The 23,723-nt window shown below is 67.4% G+C and carries 14 protein-coding genes; 3 read left to right on the plus strand and 11 right to left on the minus strand.

Annotation, left to right across the window (positions count from 1 at the left end; all coding sequences use genetic code 11):
• Window positions 1-22 precede the first annotated feature (22 nt).
• The 8 genes from ACZ5PO_RS25975 to ACZ5PO_RS26010 all read right to left on the minus strand — a co-directional run bounded on the left by ACZ5PO_RS25975 (window position 23) and on the right by ACZ5PO_RS26010 (window position 13,378).
• Window positions 23-1,009: a FecR family protein gene (locus ACZ5PO_RS25975; protein WP_464184933.1), complete on the minus strand. Its 987-nt coding sequence runs from the start codon at window positions 1,007-1,009 to the stop codon at window positions 23-25.
• 106 nt (window positions 1,010-1,115) lie between these two features.
• Window positions 1,116-1,616, minus strand: a complete 501-nt coding sequence (locus ACZ5PO_RS25980) for an RNA polymerase sigma factor (protein WP_464184934.1) — start codon at window positions 1,614-1,616, stop codon at window positions 1,116-1,118.
• 394 nt (window positions 1,617-2,010) lie between these two features.
• Entirely contained in the window at window positions 2,011-4,413 is a 2,403-nt protein-coding gene (gene lon, locus ACZ5PO_RS25985) for an endopeptidase La (protein ID WP_464184935.1), read from the minus strand.
• Between the two features lie 10 nt (window positions 4,414-4,423).
• Window positions 4,424-4,831 carry an Hsp20/alpha crystallin family protein gene (locus ACZ5PO_RS25990; RefSeq protein WP_464184936.1) on the minus strand — a complete coding sequence of 136 codons (408 nt, stop codon included), beginning with the start codon at window positions 4,829-4,831 and terminating at the stop codon, window positions 4,424-4,426.
• Between the two features lie 101 nt (window positions 4,832-4,932).
• Entirely contained in the window at window positions 4,933-6,525 is a 1,593-nt protein-coding gene (locus ACZ5PO_RS25995; protein WP_464184937.1) for a long-chain-fatty-acid--CoA ligase, read from the minus strand.
• A gap of 135 nt (window positions 6,526-6,660) precedes the next feature.
• Entirely contained in the window at window positions 6,661-8,631 is a 1,971-nt protein-coding gene (locus tag ACZ5PO_RS26000) for a tetratricopeptide repeat protein (RefSeq protein WP_464184938.1), read from the minus strand.
• 543 nt (window positions 8,632-9,174) lie between these two features.
• Window positions 9,175-11,892: a Hint domain-containing protein gene (locus ACZ5PO_RS26005; protein ID WP_464184939.1), complete on the minus strand. Its 2,718-nt coding sequence runs from the start codon at window positions 11,890-11,892 to the stop codon at window positions 9,175-9,177.
• A 460-nt stretch (window positions 11,893-12,352) separates the two neighbouring features.
• Entirely contained in the window at window positions 12,353-13,378 is a 1,026-nt protein-coding gene (locus tag ACZ5PO_RS26010; RefSeq protein ID WP_464184941.1) for a hypothetical protein, read from the minus strand.
• A gap of 514 nt (window positions 13,379-13,892) precedes the next feature.
• On the opposite strand from ACZ5PO_RS26010, the gene ACZ5PO_RS26015 reads away from it, so the two are divergent.
• Window positions 13,893-15,113 carry a 3-oxoacyl-[acyl-carrier-protein] synthase III C-terminal domain-containing protein gene (locus ACZ5PO_RS26015; protein ID WP_464184943.1) on the plus strand — a complete coding sequence of 407 codons (1,221 nt, stop codon included), beginning with the start codon at window positions 13,893-13,895 and terminating at the stop codon, window positions 15,111-15,113.
• Between the two features lie 63 nt (window positions 15,114-15,176).
• On the opposite strand, the gene ACZ5PO_RS26020 is transcribed toward ACZ5PO_RS26015, so the two are convergent.
• Both ACZ5PO_RS26020 and ACZ5PO_RS26025 read right to left on the minus strand, forming a co-directional pair.
• Window positions 15,177-16,028, minus strand: a complete 852-nt coding sequence (locus ACZ5PO_RS26020) for a class I SAM-dependent methyltransferase (protein WP_464184944.1) — start codon at window positions 16,026-16,028, stop codon at window positions 15,177-15,179.
• A gap of 121 nt (window positions 16,029-16,149) precedes the next feature.
• Entirely contained in the window at window positions 16,150-17,175 is a 1,026-nt protein-coding gene (locus ACZ5PO_RS26025; protein WP_464184945.1) for a formamidase, read from the minus strand.
• A gap of 146 nt (window positions 17,176-17,321) precedes the next feature.
• Here ACZ5PO_RS26025 and ACZ5PO_RS26030 point away from each other — a divergent pair, with 146 nt between their 5' ends.
• Window positions 17,322-19,151, plus strand: coding sequence for a flavin-containing monooxygenase (locus ACZ5PO_RS26030; protein ID WP_464184946.1), 1,830 nt, complete (start codon window positions 17,322-17,324; stop codon window positions 19,149-19,151).
• A gap of 27 nt (window positions 19,152-19,178) precedes the next feature.
• Here ACZ5PO_RS26030 and ACZ5PO_RS26035 read toward each other — a convergent pair whose 3' ends face one another.
• Window positions 19,179-20,000: a tetratricopeptide repeat protein gene (locus tag ACZ5PO_RS26035; protein ID WP_464184947.1), complete on the minus strand. Its 822-nt coding sequence runs from the start codon at window positions 19,998-20,000 to the stop codon at window positions 19,179-19,181.
• 230 nt (window positions 20,001-20,230) lie between these two features.
• Here ACZ5PO_RS26035 and ACZ5PO_RS26040 point away from each other — a divergent pair, with 230 nt between their 5' ends.
• On the plus strand, window positions 20,231-23,617 hold the full coding sequence (locus ACZ5PO_RS26040; RefSeq protein WP_464184948.1) for a carboxyl transferase domain-containing protein: 3,387 nt from the start codon (window positions 20,231-20,233) through the stop codon (window positions 23,615-23,617).
• Window positions 23,618-23,723: the final 106 nt, after the last annotated feature.

Raw genomic sequence — 23,723 nt, forward strand, 5'->3', positions numbered from 1 at the left:
CGCCATCAAAATGCTGGATGGGCTAACGCAGGATCGTCAGGCCGGGCAGAATTGAATGGAGCTGGAATCCGACGGTGGATTGCAGCGACTCCAGCGCCGCGTCGGGTTCGTCGAGCGATAGGCTGCCACTCACGCGGCGCCTGGCGAGAGCGTCGCTCAGGATCATGATCCGCCCGCGCCGATATCGCTGGATCTCAGCCACCACATCCGCAAAGCGTGCCTGGTAGAAGGTCAGGCGGCCGCTGCGCCAGGCCAATGCGTCGTCGACGTCGACGGCCTGGATCGGCGAGGCGCCGCTGCGGTCAAACCTGATCTGCTGGCCCGGCGCCAGCGTCGCGTCGGTGGTGACGCGGGCGGGTTTGACGTCGACCCGGCCCTGCTCGACGGTGACCACGGAAGCGGCTCCCGACAGGCGGACCTCGAACCGCGTGCCGACCACCTGAACCGTGCCGCTGGTCGTTTCCACGACGAAGGGGGCCGACGAGGGGCGCACCGAAAAGAAGCCGGCACCGCGCAACAGGACGACCCGGCGTCTGCCGTCAGCAAAGCTTTCGTCGATGGCGCTGTCGGCATCCAGAAGTACGTTCGATCCGTCCGGCAGATCGACGAGCCGCCGTTGCCCGCGCGACGAGACATGGTCCGCGCGGATGTTCTGAATGAAAGCCGGGTCCAGCAGCCATGCCCCTGATCCCGCCAGCAGCAGGCAGAGCGCAATGGCACCTGCCGTCCGTTTGGCGCGCTTGCGGCGGCGCCCGGCTCGCTCCATCGAGGCCAGATACTTGGCCAGGACGGCGGCCTCTTCTTCGGCCACGCGTTCGCCCGGCGCCGACGTCGCTCGCCACAGGCTCTCAATTCTGCGGTAGGCGGCGTCGTGGCTAGGACTGGCTTGCAGCCAGTTCTGAAATTCGGCGCGCTCGGCCGCCGAAACCTCGCCGTTCAGGCGTGCGAACCACTCCAGCGCAACTTCGTCGACACGGCTGCGCGGGCGTTTGTCGGGTTCGCTGCCCATCAAGGCCGATGCTCCGTCGCAACCAGGCATTCGGATTCGACTGCGAATCTGCGAATCGCCCCGTAGCACATCCCACGAAACAGGGAAAAAACCCGCGCAGGGCGCTTCAGAGTGCCGCGATGCCGTCGCGGATCGCGGCAAGCGCCCGTGACATATGCTTTTCCACCGCGCTGGCCGATACGCCGAGCGCGCCGGCGATGTCGCGGTAGCTGCGGCCGTGGATGCGGTTCAGGAGGAAGACATGGCGGGTTCGTTCCGGCAGCGCCCGGATGATCGCGTCCACTTCCGACAGCTCCTGGCGTGCCTCGAGCACGTCGTGCGGCGAGGGCACCGGCGCGCCGTGCTGCTCGCGGACGGTTCCTTCGATGAAGGCCAGCCGAACGCGCTCGGCCCGCAGGTGATCGATGGCCGCATTCCGCGCACTGCGCACCAGGTATCCGGTCGGGTCGCCGCCCTGACGCGGCGGACGGTCCCACAGCCGTAGGAAGAGATCGTGAACCAGATCTGCCGCTGCGGCGCGGCAGCCGATCATGCGGCTGATGCGCGTTTCGAGGCGCCGCCGCTCCGTGGTGTACAGCGCCGTCAGATCGAACGAGGTTTCGCTCATGGCAAGTTTGCGGGTCGATTGTCCACTGTGACGCGCGGCATCCGTTTGGCGCCGGCCGACCCGGGGGGCGAACTGCGTCGTTGTGGGAGCAAGACTTAATGCATTCGGAAAAACACTGCAAACTCAATAGTTTAGAATTCATGTAAACAACGCGGCCGGCGCCTCTCGGCCGAAGACGAAACGTGCGGCTGGTGTCCGGGCAACGGCGAACGGCGGCGCCGCGACGGAGAGGCCCACGCAATGCCCGGCCGAACGGGCCTCGGCCAATCCGGTGCTTGACGAGCGCCTGGCAGCATCGAACGCGGAACCGCCAGCCCCGGGGCCGGCGGCTCGAGCGCTTCACGATTGGGTGGACTCACCCAATCGCAAGAGAAACGCGCCAGATTCAAACAGTTCAGGCTGCCGCGGGCTTGTCGACGGATATGGGCGGATTGAGGCCGGCGGCGACGGCATCGTCGACGTGCTCCAGCCAGATGAATTCGAGGCGATCGCGGGCATCGGCGGGGATGTCGTCGTAGTCCCGCCGGTTGCGCGCCGGGAGCATCACTCGCTTGAGACCCGCCGAAGCCGCGGCCACGACCTTCTCCTTGATGCCGCCCACCGGCAGCACGAGGCCCCGGAGTGAGATCTCGCCGGTCATGGCGGTGTCGCTGCGGATGGTGCGGCCGGTGAGCAGGGAGGCCAGCGCCATGAACATGGCGACACCGGCGCTCGGCCCGTCCTTGGGCGTCGCGCCCGCCGGCACGTGAATGTGGATGTCGCTCTTCTCGAACAGCGCCGCATCGAGGCCCAGCGACGCAGCCCGGCTCTTGACCAGGGTCAGGGCCGCCTGGGCGCTCTCGCGCATGACCTCACCGAGTTGTCCGGTGAGGATGAGCGCGCCGCGGCCCGGCATGCGCGAGGCCTCGATGAACAGGATGTCGCCGCCCACCGGCGTCCAGGCGAGGCCGGTGGCGACGCCCGGCAGGCTCGTGCGCATCGCCACCTCGCCCTCGAAGCGAGGGCCACCCAGGATCGCCGGCAAGTCGTCCACGCCGATGGAGACGTGGCTCGCGCTCCCGTCGGCGATCTGCACGGCGGCGTGGCGCAGCGCGCGGCCGATCTCCCGCTCCAAGTTGCGGACCCCGGCTTCGCGCGTGTAGCCGCGGATGATGGCGCCCAGCGCCGCTGCACTGATCTCGCTCTGTTGGGGCGTCAGGCCGTTTGCGGTGCGCTGGCGCGGGACGAGATAGCGCTCGGCGATCTCGAGCTTCTCGCTTTCGGTGTAGCCGGGGAGGCTGATGACCTCCATGCGGTCGAGCAGCGGGCCCGGAATCTGGTCCATCATGTTCGCCGTGGCGATGAACACGATACGGGAGAGATCGAACGGAACGGCCAGGAAGTTGTCGCGGAAGGTGCCGTTCTGCTCCGGATCGAGCACCTCCAGCATTGCCGCCGACGGATCGCCCTGGATGCCGCGACCCATCTTGTCGATCTCGTCGAGCATCATCACGCAATTGCGGGCGCCGGCCTTCTTTATCGCCTGGATGATGTTGCCCGGCAGCGCGCCGATATAGGTGCGCCGGTGGCCGCGGATCTCCGCCTCGTCATGGACGCCGCCCAGGCTGACGCGCACGAAGGGCCGTCCCATGGCGCGCGCGATGGACTGGCCGAGCGAGGTCTTGCCGACGCCGGGCGGCCCGACGAAGCACAGGATGGGCGCGCGGCCCTCCGGCGCCAGCTTGCGCACGGCGAGGTATTCGATGATGCGGCGCTTGATCTTCTCGAGCCCGAAATGGTCGGCATCGAGGACGCGCCGGGCATTGTCGATGTCGATCGGCGGCTCCGGGGGCAGGGTCCAGGGCAACTCGATCAGCCAGTCCAGGTAGGTGCGGACCATGCCAGCCTCGGCTGCGCCCTCCGGCATGCGCTCGTAGCGGCGCAGCTCGCGCCGCGCCTGCTGCTCGGCCTCAGCCGGCATGCCTGCCGCGTCGATGGCCTTGGTCAGCTCGCCGACCTCCTCCGCCTTGCCGTCGCTGTCGCCCAGCTGGCGCTGGATGGTGGCCATCTGCTCGCGCAGGATCGCCTCGCGCTGCCGGGCGTCGAAGGTGGCCTTGGTCTGGCGGCCGATCTCGTGGCTGAGGCGCAGGATCTCGATGCGCTCACCCAGCAGGCGCAGCACCTTGTCCAGGCGCGACGTCAACTCGATCGTCTCCAGGATGTCCTGCTTCTGCTCCGGCGGCAGGTCCATGTAGGTGCTGGCGAGATCCGCGAGCGTGGCCGGCGAGGTGACGGACTGGAGCGCCGCGGCGAGCTCCGGCGGCGCCTGCGGCATCAGCTGGATGGCTTCGACGGCGAGGCTCTGGAGCTGCAGGAAGCGGGCCTCGATCTCCGGCGAGCGGGTCTCGGGCTCGGTGATGGGCAGGGCGCGCGCCGCCAGGAACGGAGTGCCCGGCAAGAAATCGAGGATGCGGACCCGCTGCTGCGCCTGGCAGATGATGTGGTGCGTGTTGTCGGGCGCCGTCATGTAGCGGACGATGTTGGCGATGGTGCCGATCCGGTACAGGTCGTCGGGCTTGGGGTCGTCGAGCTCGGCGTTGCGCTGCAAGAGGATGCCGACCTTGCGCTCTTCCCGCACCGCCTGCTGGGCCGCGGCCATGGCCTTCGGCGAATCGACGGTGATCGGCACCACGGTGCCGGGAAACAGCACGGTGCGGCGCACCGGCACGATGATCAGCACGTCGTCGGGGAGGCGCTGCGGCTCGGCAGGGCCGCCGTCGGCCGGCGCGGCGGCGAGTCCGTCGGTAGGTCCGGTCATGGCAGTGCCCTCACGCGACTCTGGACAGGCTGAACACCAGGCAGCCGTTCTGGGCCGACCGGCGGATGGTGTAGCGGCCCGGGGGCAGGGGGATGCGGCGCTCGAAGCGCCCTTGTGGCAGCTCGAGGCGGTGGATCACCGCGTGGCGCAGCTCGGGCGGCAGGGCACGGCGGCCGGCGACGACGAGCATGCCGTCGTCGACTGTCGCCACCACGGCGTCGGGGTCGACTCCCGGCAGGGCCACGGTCACCAGCACGCCCGCGTCGGTCTCGATCACGTCGGTCAGTGGCTCCCAGCACGGCTCGGGCGCCTCCTGCGGCGCGCGCAGCCGGAACAGCTGCCGCTGCATGCGCTCCGCCTGGGCCAGCGCGGCGATCGCCTCCGCCAGCATCCAATCCGCCTGGTTTCTCATGGGCATCCTGCTGATCCTGTCCCGCAACGACATTCGCTAGGATATATGAGAGCGGCGGCCGAACTCCAGCTGCGTGGCGTCACGGGCCTTGCGGCGGGGAGGGCCGCCTAGACCAGCCGGCTGCCGCGGTCCTGCCAGAACGGTGCCCGCAGGGCGGCCTTGTCGATCTTGTTGGCGCCGCTGAGCGGTAGCGGCGCGCTGCGGATCTCGATGGAGCGGGGGCATTTGTAGCCGGCGATGCGGCTGCGGCAGTGGGCCATGATCGCCGCTTCCGTGAGCTCGGCACCGGGCGCGGCGGCGACGATGGCGTGCACGCTTTCGCCCCACTTGGGATGGGGGATGCCGATGACGGCGCATTGCGCGACGCCCGGACAGGCATAGAGCGCCTCCTCCACCTCGGTGGAATAGACGTTCTCGCCGCCGGTGATGATCATGTCCTTCAGCCGGTCGACCAGAAAGACGAAGCCGTCCTCGTCCATGGTGCCGAGGTCGCCGGTGTGCAGCCAGCCGTTGCGCAGCGTCTGCGCGGTGAGCTCCGGCCGGCCCCAATAACCCTTCATCACCGTCGGCCCGCGGACCACGATCTCCCCGGTTTCGCCCGGGCCGAGCAGGTTGTCCTCGGCATCGACCACGGCGACATCGAGCCCCAGCAGGGCGCGGCCGACAGACTTCGCCTTGCCCAGGTGGCGGTGCGAGGTGACGTAGCGCGGCGGCAGGGCCGTGCAGCTCGCCGTGAGCTCGGTCATGCCGTAGCAATGCACGAACTGCGCCTCCGGCATGCGCGTGAGCGCCTCGTTGAGCAGCGGCTCCGGCATGGGCGCCGCGCCGTACAGCAGTGCTCTCAGGCTGGTGAGGTCGCAGTCGCCGGCGGTCGGATGATCGAGCATCATCCGCAGCATGGTGGGGACGAGGTTCATCACCGTGACGCGGTGCTCGTCGATGGCGCGAAGCACTGCGCTGGGCTCGAAGCGCGGCAGCAGGACGACGCGGCCGGCCGTCACCATCGCCGGGATGCAGGCGCCGGCGGCGCCGACATGGAACAGCGGTCCGGAGATGAGGCTCGTCGCCTCCTCGTCGAGCTTGACCGCCGCCGCGCACATCACCGCGCAGAACATGATGTTGGCGTGTGTGTGCATGACCCCCTTGGGGGCGCCGGTGCTGCCGCTGGTGTAGAACAGGGCTGCCACGTCGTCGCCGGCGCGCCCGGCGTCGGGGAGGGCGGCGGCCCCCGCCAGCATGGGCTCGTAGCCGACGACGCCGTCCGGCGCCGGCCCGTCGGCGGCCAGCACGATCCGCCGCAGGGGCGCCAGGCGTGCCAGCTCGGGCACCAGCGGCGCATGGGCCTCGTCGACGATGAGGATTTCCGCCGCCGCATCGCGCAGGATGGCGGCCAGCTCCGGCATCGCCAGGCGCGTGTTAAGCGGCGTGAAGATGCCGCCGGCCCAGGGCACGCCGAAATAGAACTCGAGATAGCGATGGCTGTTGTGCGCCAGCATGGCGACCCGATCGCCGTGCTTCAGGCCCAGGCCGTGGAGGCCGCCGGCCAGGCGCTCGACCCGCTCCTTGAACGCGGCCCAGGTGAAGCGGCGCTCGCCGTCGACGATGGCCTCCTCGCGTCCGCGCAGGCGCGCTGACCGTTCCAGGGCCTGCGACAGACGAAACGTGTCGCCGCGGCGCGCGGGAGCTGGCGTGTCCACCATGTCGCCTATCCTTCGGTTGCGGCGGGGCTCGTCGATCGAGCTCGATATAACGTATCTTATGTTATGATCAACGCGGTGGATGGGCTGGATGAATGGCGGTGACGCGCCCGCATGCTCAGGGGGCACCGCACCCCGTCATCGTTGCGCTTGCGCCGGCTGCTCATCCTCCCGCGGGCCGGGCGCGGCGGTGCCGGCCATGTTGAACTCCTGGTTGAGCCAGCTCCGCGGCGTCGCCTTGTAGCCGGCCTGGCAGGCGGCGGCCGTGAACAGCCGCATCTGCCAATTGGTCAGGACCAGGATGTCGCTGCCCAGTTGCGCCAGGCGTGCCGGATCGGCGGCCACATAGGTCGCCACCACGCGCGACAGCAGGCCCGGCCCGGTGGCGAGCCAGATCGAATCGGAATCGCCGCGGCCGATCGCCGTGGTCGCCAGTCCGAGCGCCACGGCGATGATCGGATGGCCGGGTGCCACCGCGATGAAGTTGTTGGCGAGGCTGCCCAGGTGCTCCTGGCGCAGCACCAGGGCGGCCCGGGCGGTGAGCGGCTCGATCGCCGCCAGGCAGCGGTCGTCGGCGTCGGCCCAGACGCCGCCTTCGCGCAGCAGCACGGCGAGGCGGAACAGGTCGGCCTGCTGGGCCGGCAGCCTGGCCCGCGCGAAGGCCTCGACCACATCGGCGGTGCAGTGACGGCGGAGGTAGAAATAGGCGTCCCGCTGCTGATAGCGCCGATAGGCCCACCGCGGGTTCAGCGCCGGCCACGATCGCATCAGCTCGCCCACGTCGGCCGGCACGCGCGGCGCATCCCAGTATTGGTGGATACGCCGAGGGATGCGGCGCGCCGCCGGCGCGCCGGCGGCGGCCGGGCGCGGCGTGAGGCGGCCGGCCCGGCGCAGCCCGACCAGCAGCGCCAGAGCGGCGAGCGTGTAGCTCGGGAACTGGCGTACCGGCTCGAGCCGCGCCTCGATATCGCGCGCAGCCGCCGCCTGGCGCGTCGCCGCCAGCGCCTCGCCGTCGCACCAGGCATCGTTGAGCAGGGCGCCGTAGCGGCTCTGGGAGGGATTGAGCGAGCCTCCCTTGGCCAGGATGGCGACACGACCGAGCTCCCTGGCGCTGGCGAAATGCGGCCGTGCCCGCTCCGGGTCGAGCCCGAGAAGGGCGCAGCGTCCCAGGCCCTCCTGCACGGCGACCGAACGCGGATCGCTCGCCGCCGCCTCCGCATAGGCGGCAGCCGCGGCACCGAAGGCCCAGTTGGCCTCGGCGAGCTCGCCCATGAGGGCGTGGCGCATTGCGCGCGTCTGGTTCGTGGTCGCGGGCAGCGCCGCGATGGCGTTTCGCGCCGTGGCGTGGATGCCGGTCGCGATCTGGCGCCGGATGCGCATCAGGCGGACTGCCTCGTCGTCGGCGAAATCCTGCTCCGCACCTCGAAGGGCGGTCTCTGCGGCGGCGTCGAGCCCGCGCCGGAACAGCAGATCCGATTGGGCCAGCGCGAGGTCAGGTCCGGCCGTACGGGCCCGGCCTTCCTCCAGCACCCGGAGCGCGGCGTTGACGTTGCCGGTGAGCTGCACGGCATGGGCCAATCGTTGCCACGGCCGTGGATTCGACGGCGCCGAGCGGCAAGCCTGCTCGAAGGCGGCTCTGGCCCGGGCGAGGTCCCAAGCCGCCAACGCGAACTCGCCGCGCTGCAGGTGGGCTTCGGTCGCATCGGGCTTGTCCGCGAGAATGGTGTCGACCAGCGCCTCGGCGTCCTCGCCGAAGCCGGCGTCGCGAAGGGCTCGGGCGAGCAGCATGCGCAACTGCACCGATGACGGCTCGGCCAGGACGGCGGCCTCGAAGTGTCGCAGCATGGCCGGCACGTCGCCGCGCAGGCGGGCGAGGTAGCCGGCCTGCTCATGCGCCGCCGCCGGCGCATCGGGCGCAGCCAGGACCGGGGCGAGGGCCGCCTCGGCCGCCTCGATCCGGTCCAGGTGCTTGAGCGCCGTCGCCAACTTGATGCGGCGTGGCGCGTCGGCGGAGGCCGTGGCGTCGAGATCGAACGCCTTGGGCAGATATTTCGCGACGGCCGCGTAGTCTTTGAGCGCGGACGCGATGTCGCCGGCGGTCAGCAGCACGGTCGGGTCATCCGACCTTGCAGTGAGCAGCGGCTCGAGCGCCTGCCATGCCGCCTCGTGCCGCTTGGCACGGTGCCATTCCTGCGCGCACTGCAGGCGCAGCGCCTCGTGCTGGGGGCGGCGGCTAGCGCCTCCGTCAGGCCGTCGTCGAGGGCGATCCGATCGTTGCGCGTGCGGGCATGGAGGCAGAACAGCTGCACCACGTCAGGCCGCGTCGGGTGGCGATCGAGCAAGGCCCGCATGGCGGCGGCCGATCCGACCGTGCGCCCGAGCTCCCTGACGAGCGCCCGTGCCTGCTGATGAAGGCCGCGGTCCCGGGGCGTGTCCATGAGCCGGGCGAGGACGGAGGCGAGCGCCCGCTGGGGATCGTCATCCCGGCGTTCTGGCTCCGCTCCTGCGCCCACGGCCCCGCAAGCCCTCCATGTCCGCGCCTGTCATAGGTCAATCTGCGGGCGCTGTCTTCGGGCCGACGCACGCGCAAATCGAGATCCTGGTCGGGGGCGTCGATGCACGGGCCTCCTTTGAGGCCGAGGCGCCGGCGGCTCAGGCCGCCGGCCGCTCCGCCATCGGGCCGAACGCGTCGGCGCGGGCCGCCAGTCGCTCACGGGTGAGGAGCGGCAACTGGCGCACCGATTTCGCGCGTGGGAGCCCCATCTCCCTGATCCGAGCTGCGCGGTTGCCGAACAATGCCTGGTATTCCGCGTAGTTGTCGAAGTGGCGGCGGGTGACATTGTCGACGAAGGTTTCCGCCGGCGCGCCTTCGGCCAGCACGAGCGCGTGGTCGTCGAGCTCGATGTGGTAGTAGGTGAAGGCTGCGACCGGCTGTGCCCGCTGCACGCTGGTGCCGTTGAGCAAGGCGCTGGCCTGGACCAGCACGCCATCGACCAGCAATGCGTGATCGGGGGAAACGTGCAGATCGCGCGCCGGAATGCCGACGGCCAGGGCGCCGGCGCCGACGCAAATGGGATAGTGGCGCAACGGATCCGCAAAAGCCGGCGTCACGGTTTGCCGGCCGATCCATTTGACCGGCCGGGCCTCGTCGGTCGCCGTCAGGACGACGTCACCGATGGCGAGGTCTTCGACGAGGCGCTGGCCGCCCGGCGTGGCGATCAGGGTGCCCGGGCAGAAGCACGTCACGGTAATGTCGGTGCCGCCGGCGCCGTCGTCGGAGAGGTGGAAGCTGAAGGCGGAATAGTCCTGGGACGGGTCGAGTCGCAGCAGGATGGTGCCGCTGCCGTCCGATTGCACGATCTGGAGCACGTTGCCGTTCAGCAGGCTCACGCTGTCTCCGACGTCGTAGCCGATACCGACGAGCTCGACGACGTCGCTCGCGTCGACGAAATCATCGATGGTGCCGGCGAATGCGCTGGGCGTGACCAGCCTCAGCTCGCCGTCGACGAGTGCGACCGTCTGCTCCGCATCGGTGCCGGCGCCGAGGGTGACCGTGGCGCCGTCGATGAGCGAGACGGTGCCGCTTCCCGTGAGCGCGCCCTGCAGCGTCAACCGACCACCTTGCAGGTCCACGCTGCCCGTATTGGTGAAGCTTCCTTGCAGAGCGAGCACGCCCTCGACGGTCACACTGCCGCCATTGGTAAAGTCCGTATCGCTGAACGTGCCCCGCTCGGAGATGACGATCTCACCTTCATTGTCGAAGGCACCGGTGACCGTGATGGTGCCGCCGACGTTGAAGCGACCTTCGTTCACGAAGGTTCCTTGTAGAAAGCCGTTATAAGGAAATTCAACGTTTACAATCGTCTCTTTGGCAAAATTGGTTGTGCCAGAAGTCGAGTATATCGACGAGAATGACGAGAAGTTTATCGTCACTTTGTCGATGGTTTCTTCATCAAGGAAGCGTAATGTACCGGCCAAATTGATAATGCCCGGCGAAAAGCCATCGGCCGATACAACTGATAAGCTGTTGACTACAGCAAGGCTGCCGCCGAAGAAGGGGCCGCCGGATGAGACGTCGAGGATGCCCCTATAGGTTACGCCGTCGAACGTTCCCCCGTTGAGCGCAAGCGCGACACTCCCATCATCGACAATGGTGCCGTTGGTGATCGTGGCATTCCAGTCAAGTTTCATTGGCCCGACGTCGGCCAGCGCCAGCTCTCCGCCGTCGAGATCGAGCTTTGCACCCTGTTCCAACACGATGGTCCCGGCATTGATGATGCCCCTGGTCATCTGCGCCGCGTCGAGCTGGATGTTGTTGAATTTTAGAATTCCTCCAGTCGAAATGTCAATTTCGCCAGAATTTTCCAAGCTTCCGCGCAGAATCAATGTTCCGCCATTTCTCACACTAACGTCGCCGTTGTTGATGAGTCCAAAATCGTCGAACTCACCTCCAGAGTAGACCGTTATATGGCCGCGATTCTCCAGATCGCCACCGAAGATGAAATCAGCGCTTACGTTGAGGGCGCCTTCGTTGATGGTGTTACCCTGGATCGTGCTGCCGTACGGGCTCGATGGGATATTAATCACAGCATCTTTGCCCAACGTAAGTGTTCCCGGAAAGGCATGTAGGCTTCCGGCGACCAGGTTGATGACGACGTTATCGATAGTGTTCGTGCCATACAGAGAGAGCGAGCATCCGCTGCTTATGTTGATCGTGCCGGGCAGCGTTCCATCGGTGTTTACGACCTTTAGGCCGTTATAGATCGTCAGTGATCCGGGAATGCCAACTATATCGAGCTGACCTTGATACGTAACGCCGTTGAATACCGCGGACCCAAAAGTGGGTGCAGTCGAGCCGTCGTCGACGATCGTCCCGTTCACGACCGAGGCGCCACTACCGAACGCGAGCGTTCCGGCGTCGGCTAGCGCAAGTTCTCCGCTGCCCAGGTCGAGCCGGGCTCCCGCATAGAGCTCGATTGTGCCCGCATTGGTGATGCCGTCGGTGAGATCGGATGGCGTGACCGTCATGATGGATAGTGAGAGCAAGCCGCCCTCGGCGATCTCGATCGTCCCGGTGTTGGTGAAGCCAGGTCCCAAAGGGTCGCCGCTCAGCGAGAGTCGTCCACCATTCTCGATCTGGACGTGACCGTGGTTGACGAGGTCCGACGTGCCGAGATTGGCTCCGGCTTCGATGGTCATGCCCCCTGAAGCGCCGACCGTGACGGTTCCGCGTGCGTTCGTGCCCGCCGAGAGGTGAGGGGTGCCGCTGTTGATGGCGACCGTATCGCCCATCGTCGGAACGCCCGGCGGATCCCAATTGTCCGCCACGTTCCAGTCCCCGTTGCCGCCGACCCACTCTTTCGCCGCCATCGCCTCTCTCGCCTGCTGCCCCGTCTCCGCTCTCAGCGGACTCTTCACGGCGGGGCGGCGTGCCCTAGCATAGGCGTTTGGCAATTTATAGTTGAGATTTTCTCTATCGACGCCTTTGGCGGGCTAAGACAAAGGTGCAGATATCCGAGATGACGCCCGGCCCGGGGCGCGCGGGGCTCCGTGACCTTGGTGCTCGCGCTCAAGTTTCGCGAGGCTCAAGCTTCGCCATGAGTGTGATGCAAGTGCCCTTGCGATCAAGCGGCGACCGCCATAGTCGTGTCGACGGCAATCGATTGGCCCCAGGCTGTGTCCTGGCAGATACTATTGGTTGTATTTGCAACCATCGGCGACGAGGTGCGCGAGCGGAGGCCGGACGTGCTTCGTGGCCTGCAGGGCCCCATCGGGCCGCCGCCTGCTTCGCGGTAATCCCGGCCAAGTGTTCATCTCCGCCGCAAGCGAACTAATGCATCCTGAAGTGATCGCGGAACGCGGTCGACGCCAGAATCCGAGCCGCGATTGCGTCGAAGCGCTCGTCCCCGGTGACCAGTGCTGCGAGCGCAAACGCCTCCGCCACCACGCCATAGGGGACCGTCTTGACCTTGCCGGCTCGGTTCGCCTCGACCAGGATGCGCGTGCTGCCACCGGCGTCGACGCTGCCGTCAGGGCGGACCTTGAGCGCCAGCCAACTGGCGCCCTTGGCGACGAAGGCTGCGAGCTCCTGCTTGAGCCGCGGGTCCGGGCAGACGCTCCAATAGCGCGCGGCATACACCAATCCGGTGGCCTGATAGCCGACGTCCGGTCCACCCCTCTCCGGGCTCATGCCATCGGCGTCCTGAGCGCGGATGCCGCGCATGGCGCTGTCTGCGGCGGCGCGCTGCAAGCGGGCGTCCGGCTCGAGCGCCGCGGCAAATCCCATGGCCGCGGCCCTGATGAAGAACCGGTGAGAGTAGGGGGCCTGTCTCAGCAGCTCGGGGTTCCGATCCGGGTCCAGCGTGGCCAGCTGGCGGGCCCCGCAGACGATGCCGTCCTTGAGGCTGTTCGGGAATTGCTTGGCCGGCGGCAGGTTCAGGTTGATGAGCTCGGCCCGTCCGGCAGCCTCCAGAAACATGGCGGCGCTATGGATCTCGTCGCCGCTGTCGAATGAACAGTCCGGCTTTTGATGCGCGAAGCCCCAGCCGAGGGCCTTCCAGCCTTCCTGCACGAGGTCCGTCCTGTGCGTCACCGATCCCTGCTGGATCAGCGTTGCAGCCCCGCGCTGGTCCTCGACGAACAGCTTCGGCCGCTGCCCGGCCTCGAACTGTCTGTTGACGCCCATCGCGCCGGACGCGGAGGCCCGCACGTTTGGGACCGAGGCCTGCAGGACAAGAGGGTCCGCATACAGTCTGGCCAACTCGGCGCCCGGCCCGGTGAACGCCAACGCCAGGGCTGCAACGATGGCTGCGGCCAAGAACCTTGTGATGGTTGCGTGCAGGCGACTGCTTGCCATTCCTCCGCCTCCCGCAGCGGAATTGCCGTGCCAGCTTACCAGAATCCTCGCTCTGTCGCATGTCGTGCTTGCCGAGCGCCCGGCGCCTGCCGCGACCGCTGTGGTTAGCGATCACCGGAGCCGCCTCGGTATTGGGAGCGGCGGCTCAGCTCGTCGCCCTCGCTCCGCCGCCTCCTGCCTCGATCGCCGCTGGCTTGGGGCGGTTTTTCTTTCTGATGGAATCCTGAAGTTCGGGCTGCCCACTGGCGCCGGCCTCGGCGGCCGCCTTGTCTAAATCTTGTCATGTTAACAAAATGCAAGCGCGAACGATATTGCGAAGCTAGTGTGTTGGGCGCGGTCAGCTTGGCTGTATTGATGCTGTAATTTTCATTGACGTAATATATAGATTCCCCTTGTATTTCTGAGTTTATTCAACGTATAGTTGTTTATTATTTGTGATTTAGATCGACGATATATTCATATTCAAGACATTGAACCAGTATATATGTTTATATTATATTTAATGGGGGTTGTCATGGGTGTCGAATTTATTCACAGAAATCAGAGTAATTATTCTGCACTTGAATCTGATGTCTCCATTTCCGTTCGATCCGTCGGCATAGCGAAGCCCGGTTGTCCGATATCAACGAGTCAAATTATATCGGAGTTCGAAGGCAGAACGACAGATGCGGTCGGAAATCTGCTGGCCAATCTTGGGACGGTCCAGCGCTACTCGGTTCTGTCGGACTTTCCGGGCTTCCTCGCCGGCCGCGCGCCGCGCCGCGTCGAGCATACGACGACTGCGCTCGGTGCTGCTGCCGCGACCTCGTGCCTTGAAGGGCTGGACACCGCCGAGGCGCGCGACGTAGGGCTGCTGATCGCAATCACCAACACCGCGGATCGGCGTCTTCCGTGCTTCGCCTACGAGCTGCTTGACCAGCTGCGGCCGGCGCTCTCCTCCGAGATCGACGTTGTCAATCTCGAAAACATGGGCTGCTCGGCGATCATCAAGGGTGTCGAGATCGCACGCAACTTCCTGGCAGCCCAACCCGACAAGCGCGCCTTGATTGTCTGCGCCGAGGCCCATACGGCGTTCTTGCCGGCGCTGTGCGCTTCACTCTACAGGAGCTTCAAGGAGTGCGAGGCGCTCAGCGATCCGTCGGAGCGTCGGCGGGCCGAAGACGATATGCAGCGTCTGCTCGGCTCGGTGCTGTTCGGAGATGCCGGCGTTGCGTTGCTGGTGGACGGCGCGGCGGGAGAGGGGTTTCGGTTCGGCCGTGCCGCACATGCCACAAATCTCAGCTCAGCAGATAAGGACATGCTAACCTACAACGGCGGCGGCGCGATCGATCCGCATCCGGAAGGAGCGACGGTCTATACCATGACCCCGGCGGTGTTGAGGCGCGGCCTTGCCTACGTCGCGGACGTCATGCAGAAGCTCCGGCGCCGCTCCGATGCGGAGCCGGCGATCCGGGCGGCCGAGCTGGAATTCTGCTTTGTCCACACCGGGAGCCATAAAATACTCGATGCCGTGGCGCGGCACCTCGGTCTGCCGCTGACCAGCCCGGGTTTGACAGGAACCCTCTCGGTCATGCAGAATTATGCCAATACATCGAGCTGCTCGATTCCGCTGATGATAGCCGAGCGCGTGCAGGCGGGATTGGCAGGCAAGGGCCTGATCCTTGGCTTCGGAGCGGGTTTCAGCGCCAGCGGTTGCGTCGTCGACCATGGCGGAAGTCCCGCAAGCTCTGGATGAGGACGACCGCGGACGCCTGCCGTAGGCGCCCCGGTTGGCCCAGCATCGTCCGCGCCGCCGTACTTATATCTGTGCCGAAAAGAGGGCTGCGCAGCCTACGACTTCGACGGACACGGCTCGAAAGCGCGCTTCAAGGGCCCGCTTCAAATTGTCGGCGTTGTCGCCTTCGTTCGAGAAGATGCCCTTGCTGTTATATATTCTCATCAGGCGTCGAGCGGTCCAGCTGCTGGTGGCGCCGCCGCGTAGCAGTGTCGATCCAAAGATCACGGCACCAGGAGCCATGAGTGCTTTCAGGTTGTCGAAGGCGACGGATTTCGAATCCATCTGACCGGGCAGGCAATGCAATAGATAGTTGATGCCGATCGAGTCGAAGCGTGGCGCCTCGAGGGAGATCGGCTCCAGTACGTTGCGGACATAACGTTCCGGTGTGTAGCGCAGGATTCGTCGCGCGGCGAAGCCGAGTGAATTCTTGTTGAGATCCATCAGGGCCACGCGCGGTTCCTGCGATGGAAAGCGGCAACGATCGAGGAAGTATCCTGTCCCAACTCCGATATCCAAATGATTGTCTGTTACATACCTGTTGTAATGATCCAAAATGCGTCGCGTGGGACATTTCCAGATCAGATGATTCGATATGCCAAGAACAATAAAATTGTATGAATATAGAACGCGCTCCGTGTAAACAGCTTGTCCGGCGGATGCGTCACCGAGGTGGGAGGTTGTCACGTATAGACCATTCTGTTTATTGCGCTCATATTGCAAGGCTACATAGCCTATGCCAAATTTTGATGACCACGATTGGTCGTCTCCGACAAATCCGGCCGTTCGCTGTCGGGCCCTCGCATGCTGGCGCTGGCGCGTCGCCGTCTTGCGGCTCCTGCAATCATCAGTGCTGCGCCGCGCGCCGCCGCGCACGAGACGGTGAGCGAAATTACATGGGAAAGCTGGCTCAGCCGGACAATGACCTGTGGAGTGGTGATCGAAGGGACGCCTTCTGCGGGCTGCGCAAGAGCCGGGCGGCCCTCGTTTGCCGCCCTCACTCCGCCGCCTCCCGTTTCGATCGCTGCTGGCCGCCGTACGGCCGGGTCGGCGCCGGAAAGCCGCAGGAGGTGCCGTCCGTGACCTTCACCTCGTCCTCCCACGGCAGGCGGTAGCGGCCGGCCATGAGATCCTGCATGTAGGTATAAGGGCAATCGCCGGCGCCGCCCTTGACGGCGGTGAAGCCGCGGTGGCCGAGTTGGTAGATGTTGTTCTCGACGCCCCAGTGGACGCGGGCCTCGCGCACCAGATCCGGGCGCACCTCCGCGGTGATGATCTCGTCGGGGCGGCCGGTGGTGCCGTGGGCGATGATCTCGCCGTCGAAGTTCACGATCATGCCTTCGCCCATGGAGTCGAAGGTGCCGTCCGAACCGCACATGCAGACATTGGCCGTGACCATCAGGTTGCAGAAGGCGTTCGCCTGGTTGGTGAAGCGCCAGGCGGAGCGGATCGGCGCGGTGTAGCCGGCGGTGCGGATCATGATCTCGGCGCCCTTGTAGGCGCACTCGCGGGCCATCTCCGGGAACATGCCGTCGTGGCAGATGATGAGGGCGATCCTGGCGCCCTTCGGCCCGTCGATGACGGGGATGCCGATGTCGCCCGGCTCCCAGGGCTCCACCGGGACCCAGGGGTGCATCTTACGATAGTAGAGCTTCACGTCGCCCTTATCGTCGATGATCAGCCCGGAGTTGAACGGGTTGCCGCCCGGATTGGCCTCCATGATGGAGAAGCAGCCCCAGATCCCGTTGTCGATGCAGGCCTGCTTCAGGGCGGCGACCTCGGGGCCGTCGAGCGTGCACATGATCTCCGGGTTCGTGTCCATGGAGAGCCCGTGCAACGCGTATTCGGGGAAGACCACGAGATCCATGCCGGCCATGTTGGCCCTGGCCTTGGCCACCAGCTCCACCACCCGGGCGGTCTGCCGTGTCAGGTCGGCCTTGGTGGCCACGACGGGCAGCTGGAGCTGCACGAGGCCGATGACGACGCCGTTGGGTGCCTTGTTGAGACCGCCAAGTCCGTTCATTGCCAGGTCCTCCTCAGATGCTGTCCTCGCCAAGCTGCTCTGCGCTCAGCGTGCAAGAGGGATGCCGAGCCCTGCGGCGCCGGCCCTCGCAGCCGCGAAAGTTTGATGGCAGGATGCCACCATAACAATCGATATGGAGGATCGCCGTGTCAGACCCCAGCAGCGCCCTTGCGACCGACGACGCGGGCTTCGACGCCGAGGCCCTGCGCGAACGGTACCGCATCGAGCGGGATCGGCGGCTGCGGGCCGACGGCAACGACCAGTACGTCGAGATGAAGGGCGCCTTCGCCCACTACCTCGATGATCCCTATGGCGACCCCGGCTTCACCCGGCCGGCGCTGAGCGAGAGCGTCGAGGTGTTCATCGTCGGCGGCGGCTTCGGCGGCCTGCTCGCCGGCGCCCGCCTGCGGGAGGCCGGCATCGACGATTTCCGCATCGTCGAGAAGGGCTCCGGCTTCGGCGGCACCTGGTACTGGAACCGTTATCCGGGCGCGGCTTGCGACACCGAGAGCTACATCTACCTGCCGCTCCTGGAGGAGACCGGCTACATGCCGGTACGCAAATATGCGCGCGCGCCGGAGATCATGGCCCATTGCGAGCGCATCGGCCGGCATTTCGACCTCTACGAGCGCGCCCTGTTCCAGACCGTCGTCACCGAGATGCGCTGGGACGAGGGCGAGGCGCGCTGGCGGGTGAGCACTGACCGCGGTGACGACATCCGGGCGCGCTTTGTGATTCTCGCCGGCGGCCCGCTGCACCGGCCGAAGCTCCCCGGCATCCCGGGCGTGGACACGTTCAAGGGCCACACCTTCCACACCAGCCGCTGGGACTATGCGTATACCGGCGGCGATTCGAGCGGCGGCCTCACCAGGCTTGCGGACAAGCGCGTCGGCATCATCGGCACCGGCGCGACGGCGGTGCAGTGCGTGCCGTACCTCGGCGCATGGGCGAAGGAGCTCACCGTCTTCCAGCGGACGCCGTCGTCGGTCGACGTGCGCGCCGACCGGCCGACCGATCCGGACTGGGTGGGCGGGCTGGTGCCGGGCTGGCAGCGCGAGCGCATGGACAATTTTACCACCGTCATCTCCGGCGGCGATTTCGACGTGGACCTGGTCAACGACGGCTGGACCGACCTGATCGGCAACATCCTCCTGGCCGCTCGCCGCAAGGCGCAGGCCGGCGAGCCGGTGGAGGATGCCACAGCGCTCGTCCAGCTCGCCGACTACCAGAAGATGGAGCGCGTGCGGGCGCGGGTGGATGCCGTGGTCGAGGACGAGGCCACCGCCGCGGCGCTCAAGCCCTGGTACAACCAGTTCTGCAAGCGGCCGTGCTTCCACGACGAATACCTTCAGACCTTCAACCGGCCGAACGTCCGGCTGGTCGACACCAGGGGCCAGGGCGTCGAGCGCATCACCGAGCGCGGCGTGGTCGTGGACGGGCGCGAATACGCGCTCGACTGCCTGATCTTCGCCACCGGCTTCGAGGTGGGCACGGACTATACGCGCAGGATCGGCTTCGAGGTGCATGGCCGCAACGGCCAAACCCTTACCGAGAAGTGGAAGAACGGCGCCGAAACCCTGCACGGCCTGTTCAGCCGCGGCTTTCCCAACTGCTTCATCGTCGCGCCGCTGCAATCGGGCCAGAGCGCCAACTTCCAGCACATGCTGGACGAGCAGACCCAGCACATCGCCCATATCCTCGGCGAGGTGAGGGCGCGGGGTATCAGGACGCTCGAGCCGACGGCCGCCGCCGAGGGCGAATGGGTCGCAACCGTGGTCAAGCAGGCGGTCGCCCGCCAGCCGTACCTTCAGGAGTGCACGCCGGGCTATTACAACAACGAGGGTGGGGAGCTCGACCTGCGCATCGCCAAGAACAACCAGTACTGGCGCGGGCCGGTGGCCTTCATCCGCATCCTCGACCGCTGGCGGCGCGACGGCAGCCTGCCCGGGCTGGAGCTCACCCATGCGGCGGGGTGATCGTCACCGGAAGAAGGGCTGCGGTGCTCAGCCCGCAGCCAACCTCATCTTCTCGCGTTCGACCTGGGACCGCTCGTGAGGGGTGAGCTCGGTCTCGACCCTTGGCAGGTAGGCCGCGGCAATCTCGTTGCCTTGGGCGGCGCTTGCGGCGAGCCAGCACGCCGCACTCACCCGGTCGGCTTCGACCCCGATGCCCATGTGGCAGGCGATGCCGATCAGCATTTGCGCGCCCGGGTGCCCGGCCTGGGCGGCTTGCCACCACCACCATGCGGCCTGCCGCGGATCTCGCGCGATGCCCAGCCCCTCGTGGTAGATGCCTCCAAGGCGCGCCTGTGCGGGTACATGGCCCTGTTGAGCCGATTTTTCGGACCAGTAGCGGGCAATCTTGAAGCCGGCGTCGGTCTCTTCGTCGAACGCCAACCGTCCGAGCGCGTCCTGGCACAGCGGGCAGTCCTGCTGCGCGCCGGTCTCGAAGGCTTCGCTCGCGCCAGCCTTGTCCCCCTGCTCTTCGAGCACCGCGCCCAGCGCGAAGGCCGACGGGCGCCAACCACCGGCCACCGCGCGCCTCAACCATGCGATCGATTGAGCGCGGTCACCGGATCGCATCGCGAGCACGCCCATGTTGTGCTGCGCTCGGGCCAGTCCCGCGTCCGCAGCGCGCCTGAACCACACTCCGAGCTCCGGCGCGTCGGGCCGGTTGCTCGCGTACCAGAGACCCACTTCGTTCGCGGCCTCGGCATCGCCAGCCTCCGCTCGCGCCAGGACATCGGCCGGAGGGCTTCCGTCGGACGGGGCGCCGGCATCCGGAGCGGACGGTTTTCCAATCAAGCCCTTCAGTGATTTGAACATGGGTCATCCACCAGAAAAGCGAGGGGCCAACGAGCTCAACCACGGTCGTTGCGTCGCGCGGGGCCCAGGGCCATGCGCTTGATGCGACACTACACTCAACCGACGCGCGTGGCACCTGGCGAGTTGAATCGGCCGGCACCACCTCATTGTGCAGCGACCAGTCAAACAGTGTTCGACAACAACAGCCGGGCAGGATCGTGCCGGCCTCGGCAAACGCGGGAGGAAGACGAATGTTGAAGCGTGTGCTGATCGCCAACCGTGGCGAGATCGCGATCCGCATCGCCCGGGCGGCGTCGGCGTTGGGCATCGACACGGTAAGTGTTCATGCGCCTGCGGACGCGCTCGGCCTGCACACGCGGGTCAGTAGCCGTACCATGGCGATCGGCGCGCAATACGCCGATCCGGTGCAGGCGTACCTCGACATCGATGCCCTGATCGACGCGGCGCGTGCGAGCGACTGCGACTGCGTTCACCCCGGCTATGGCTTCCTCTCCGAGAATGCAGCCTTTGCCCGCCGGTGCGGTGACGCTGGACTAGTGTTCGTCGGCCCCTCGCCCGAGGCGCTGAGCCTGTTCGGCGACAAGGTGCAGGCGCGCACGCTGGCGCGCTCGCTCGGGCTGCCGACCGTGCCCGGCAGCACCAAGGCGCTGGAGACGGTGGGGGCGGCTCAGGATGCGGCGGCCACCGTCGGCTTCCCTGTCATGCTGAAAGCCTCCGCCGGCGGCGGCGGCCGCGGCATGCGCCGGGTCGACCGGCCGGACGACCTGCCCGACGCCTTCGCCCGCTGCCGCAGCGAAGCCGAGGCAGCGTTCGGCGACGGCTCGGTGTTCCTCGAGAAGCTGGTCGAGCGTCCGCGCCACATCGAGGTGCAGGTGCTGGCCGACACCGCCGGCCACACCACGCATCTGTGGGAGCGGGACTGCTCCGTGCAACTGCGCAACCAGAAGGTCGTGGAGATCGCGCCGGCGCCCGGTCTTGATCCGGCGTTGCGCGGCCGCATCCTCGACGATGCCGTGAAGCTCGCACGCGCCGGCAGCTATGCGAACGCCGGCACGGTGGAATTCCTCGTCGATCCGGACCGGCAGGAGCACTATTTCATCGAATGCAATCCGCGCATCCAGGTGGAGCACACCGTCACCGAGGAGGTGACGGGCGTCGATCTGGTGGAGGCGCAGTTCCGCATCGCGGCCGGCGAGACGCTGGCGGATCTGGGGCTGAGCGAGCCGCTGGCGCTGCGCGGCTACGCGATCCAGGCGCGGGTGACCGCGGCCGGCGCCGGCGTGCTGAGCGGCTACCGCGAGCCCGGCGGCCCCGGCGTGCGCGTCGATTCGTGCGGCTACCTCGGGCTCGCTCCGCCGCCTCAGTTCGACCCGATGTTCGCCAAGGTGATCGGACGCTCGAATTCCACCGGCACCCTGGTGTCGGCCGTCGAGCGCACGGCGCAGGCGCTGGGCGAGTTCTACATCGCCGGCCTGCCCACCAACCTGGGCCAGCTGCAGGCGATCCTCGCCACGCCTGATGTGCGCGCCGGCGATGCGCGGACGACGCTGCTGGCGGAGCAGCCGGACCTCTTGGCGCCGCAGGGGCGCGGCGCCAAGCCGACGGCGGCGCTGGCTCTGCTCAAGGAGCGCGGCGGCGACAGCCGCGGCCGCGTCGATACGGCCGGGCTGGCCTCGCCCGGCCTGCCGGTGCCCGACGGCGAAGAAGGGGTCGAGGCTCCCATGGCCGGCACCGTCGTCGATGTGTCGGCGGCGGTGGGCGCCATCGTCGAGGCCGGCCAGACCCTGATGGTCGTGAGCGCCATGAAGATGGAGACCACCGTGGCGGCGCCCTGCGCCGGCGTCGTTACGGCGCTGGCGCCGTCCATGGGGGCGGCGGTTTCGGCAGGCGAGGTGGTGGCGCTGATCGCCCCGTCCGAGGACGCCGCGACCCGGGCGGCCCACGCCGCCACCGCGACCGAAGGCTGGGCGCCGATGCTGGCCGACGTCGCCGCCCTGCATGCCATCGCCCACGGACGGCTCGCGGGCGGATCCACCGATCCGGGGGTGGTGCGCCAGCGCAGCCGCGGCAAGCTGACCTGCCGCGAGCGCATCGACCTGCTGCTCGACGACGGCTCGTTCCGTGAGGTGGGAAGCCTCGCGGGCTTCGCCAGCTACGACGAGGCCGGGAGGGTCGCAGGCTTCACGCCGGCCAACCACGTGGGCGGCTGGGGCCGGGTCGAAGGCCGCCGCACCGTCGTCTGCGCGGACGACTTCACCTCGCGCGGCGGCCATGCGGATGGCGCCATCGGCCAGAAGAGCCGCTATCTCGACGAGCTCGCGCTGGAGCTGCGCTGCCCCTCCGTGCGCATGCTCGACGGCTCGTCCGGTGGCGGCAGCGTCGCTGCCATGGTGCCGAAGCAGGCCAGCGAAGGCGAGAGCGGCGCGCGCGAGAGCTCGGGCGCCATCACCGCTGGCCGGCCGCGCGTCGAGGGCGGCGGCGGCTCCTTCCTCCCGGGCCATCTCGGCAGCTCGCTCTACGCCGAACAGCTCAAGACGGTTCCAGTCGTCAACCTGCTGCTGGGCAGCGTCGTGGGCATCGGCGCCGCCAAGGCCGTGCTCGGGCACTTCTCGGTGATGGTGCGCGACATCGCGCAGCTCTTCGTCGCGGGGCCGCCGGTGGTGGCCCACGCCATGGGCTATGAGATCACCAAGGAGGACCTGGGCGACTGGCGCATCCACTGCCGTAACGGCTCCGTCGACAACCTGGCCGAGACCGAGGCCGAGGCCGTGGACATGGCCAGGCGCTTCCTGTCCTACTTGCCGCCCAGCGTCTTCGAGGCGCCGCCGGTGGTGGCAATTGGCGACCCGGCCTCGCGGCGCGAGGAGCAGCTGTTCAGCCTGGTGCCGCGCAAGCGCAACGCCACCTTCGACGTCCGCCGCGCCATCCGCCTGATGGCGGACCAGGGCTCGTTCTTCGAGATCGGTCCGCACTGGGGCCCGGACCAGGTCACCGGGTTCGCACGTTTCGCTGGCTATCCGGTTGGCGTCATCGCCTCGGACAGCCGCCACGAGAACGGCGGCGCGCTGACCGCGGACGGCTGCGACAAGCTCAGGCGGCATCACGATCTGTGCGACCTGTTCCACCTGCCGATCGTCAACCTGGTGGACAACCCGGGCTTCGCCGTCGGCCGCGAGCATGAGATCGCCGGCACCATCCGCAAGGGCGGCGAATGGATGATCGCCTTCGCTCAAGTTGCGGTGCCGATCTTCACGGTGATCATGCGCCGCAGCTTCGGCGTCGCCGGCAACAACTATGCGACGCCGCGCAGCAGCGCCTCGGCCCGCGTGGTGTGGCCGTCGGCCGATGTCGGCGGCATCCCGCCGGAAGGCGGCATCGAGGCGGCCTACAAGCGCCAGCTGGCGGAAGCCGCCGATCCCGTGGCGCTGCGGGCCGAGATCGAGGCGCGTATCGAGAGCGTGCGCGGCCCCATCGGCCCGCTCAACCGCTTCCAGATGGAGGAGATGATCGACCCGCGCGACACCCGCGCCTGGATCTGCGAATGGGTGGCGGACGCCGCCCGCCAGGCGGCATCGCCGGAACGTCTCGCCCCGCGCCCGCTCGGCTTCCGGCCGTGATCGGCCGGACCGGCCACGGTGGCCGCCGTCGGCAGCTTGGTCGGGACGAGTGCAGCAGGCGGATCGCCATTTTCGGTTGCTGCTCGCGGTCGAGCCAGAGTAGGTC

This window comes from Chelatococcus sp. KU-N122 (genome assembly GCF_055391085.1).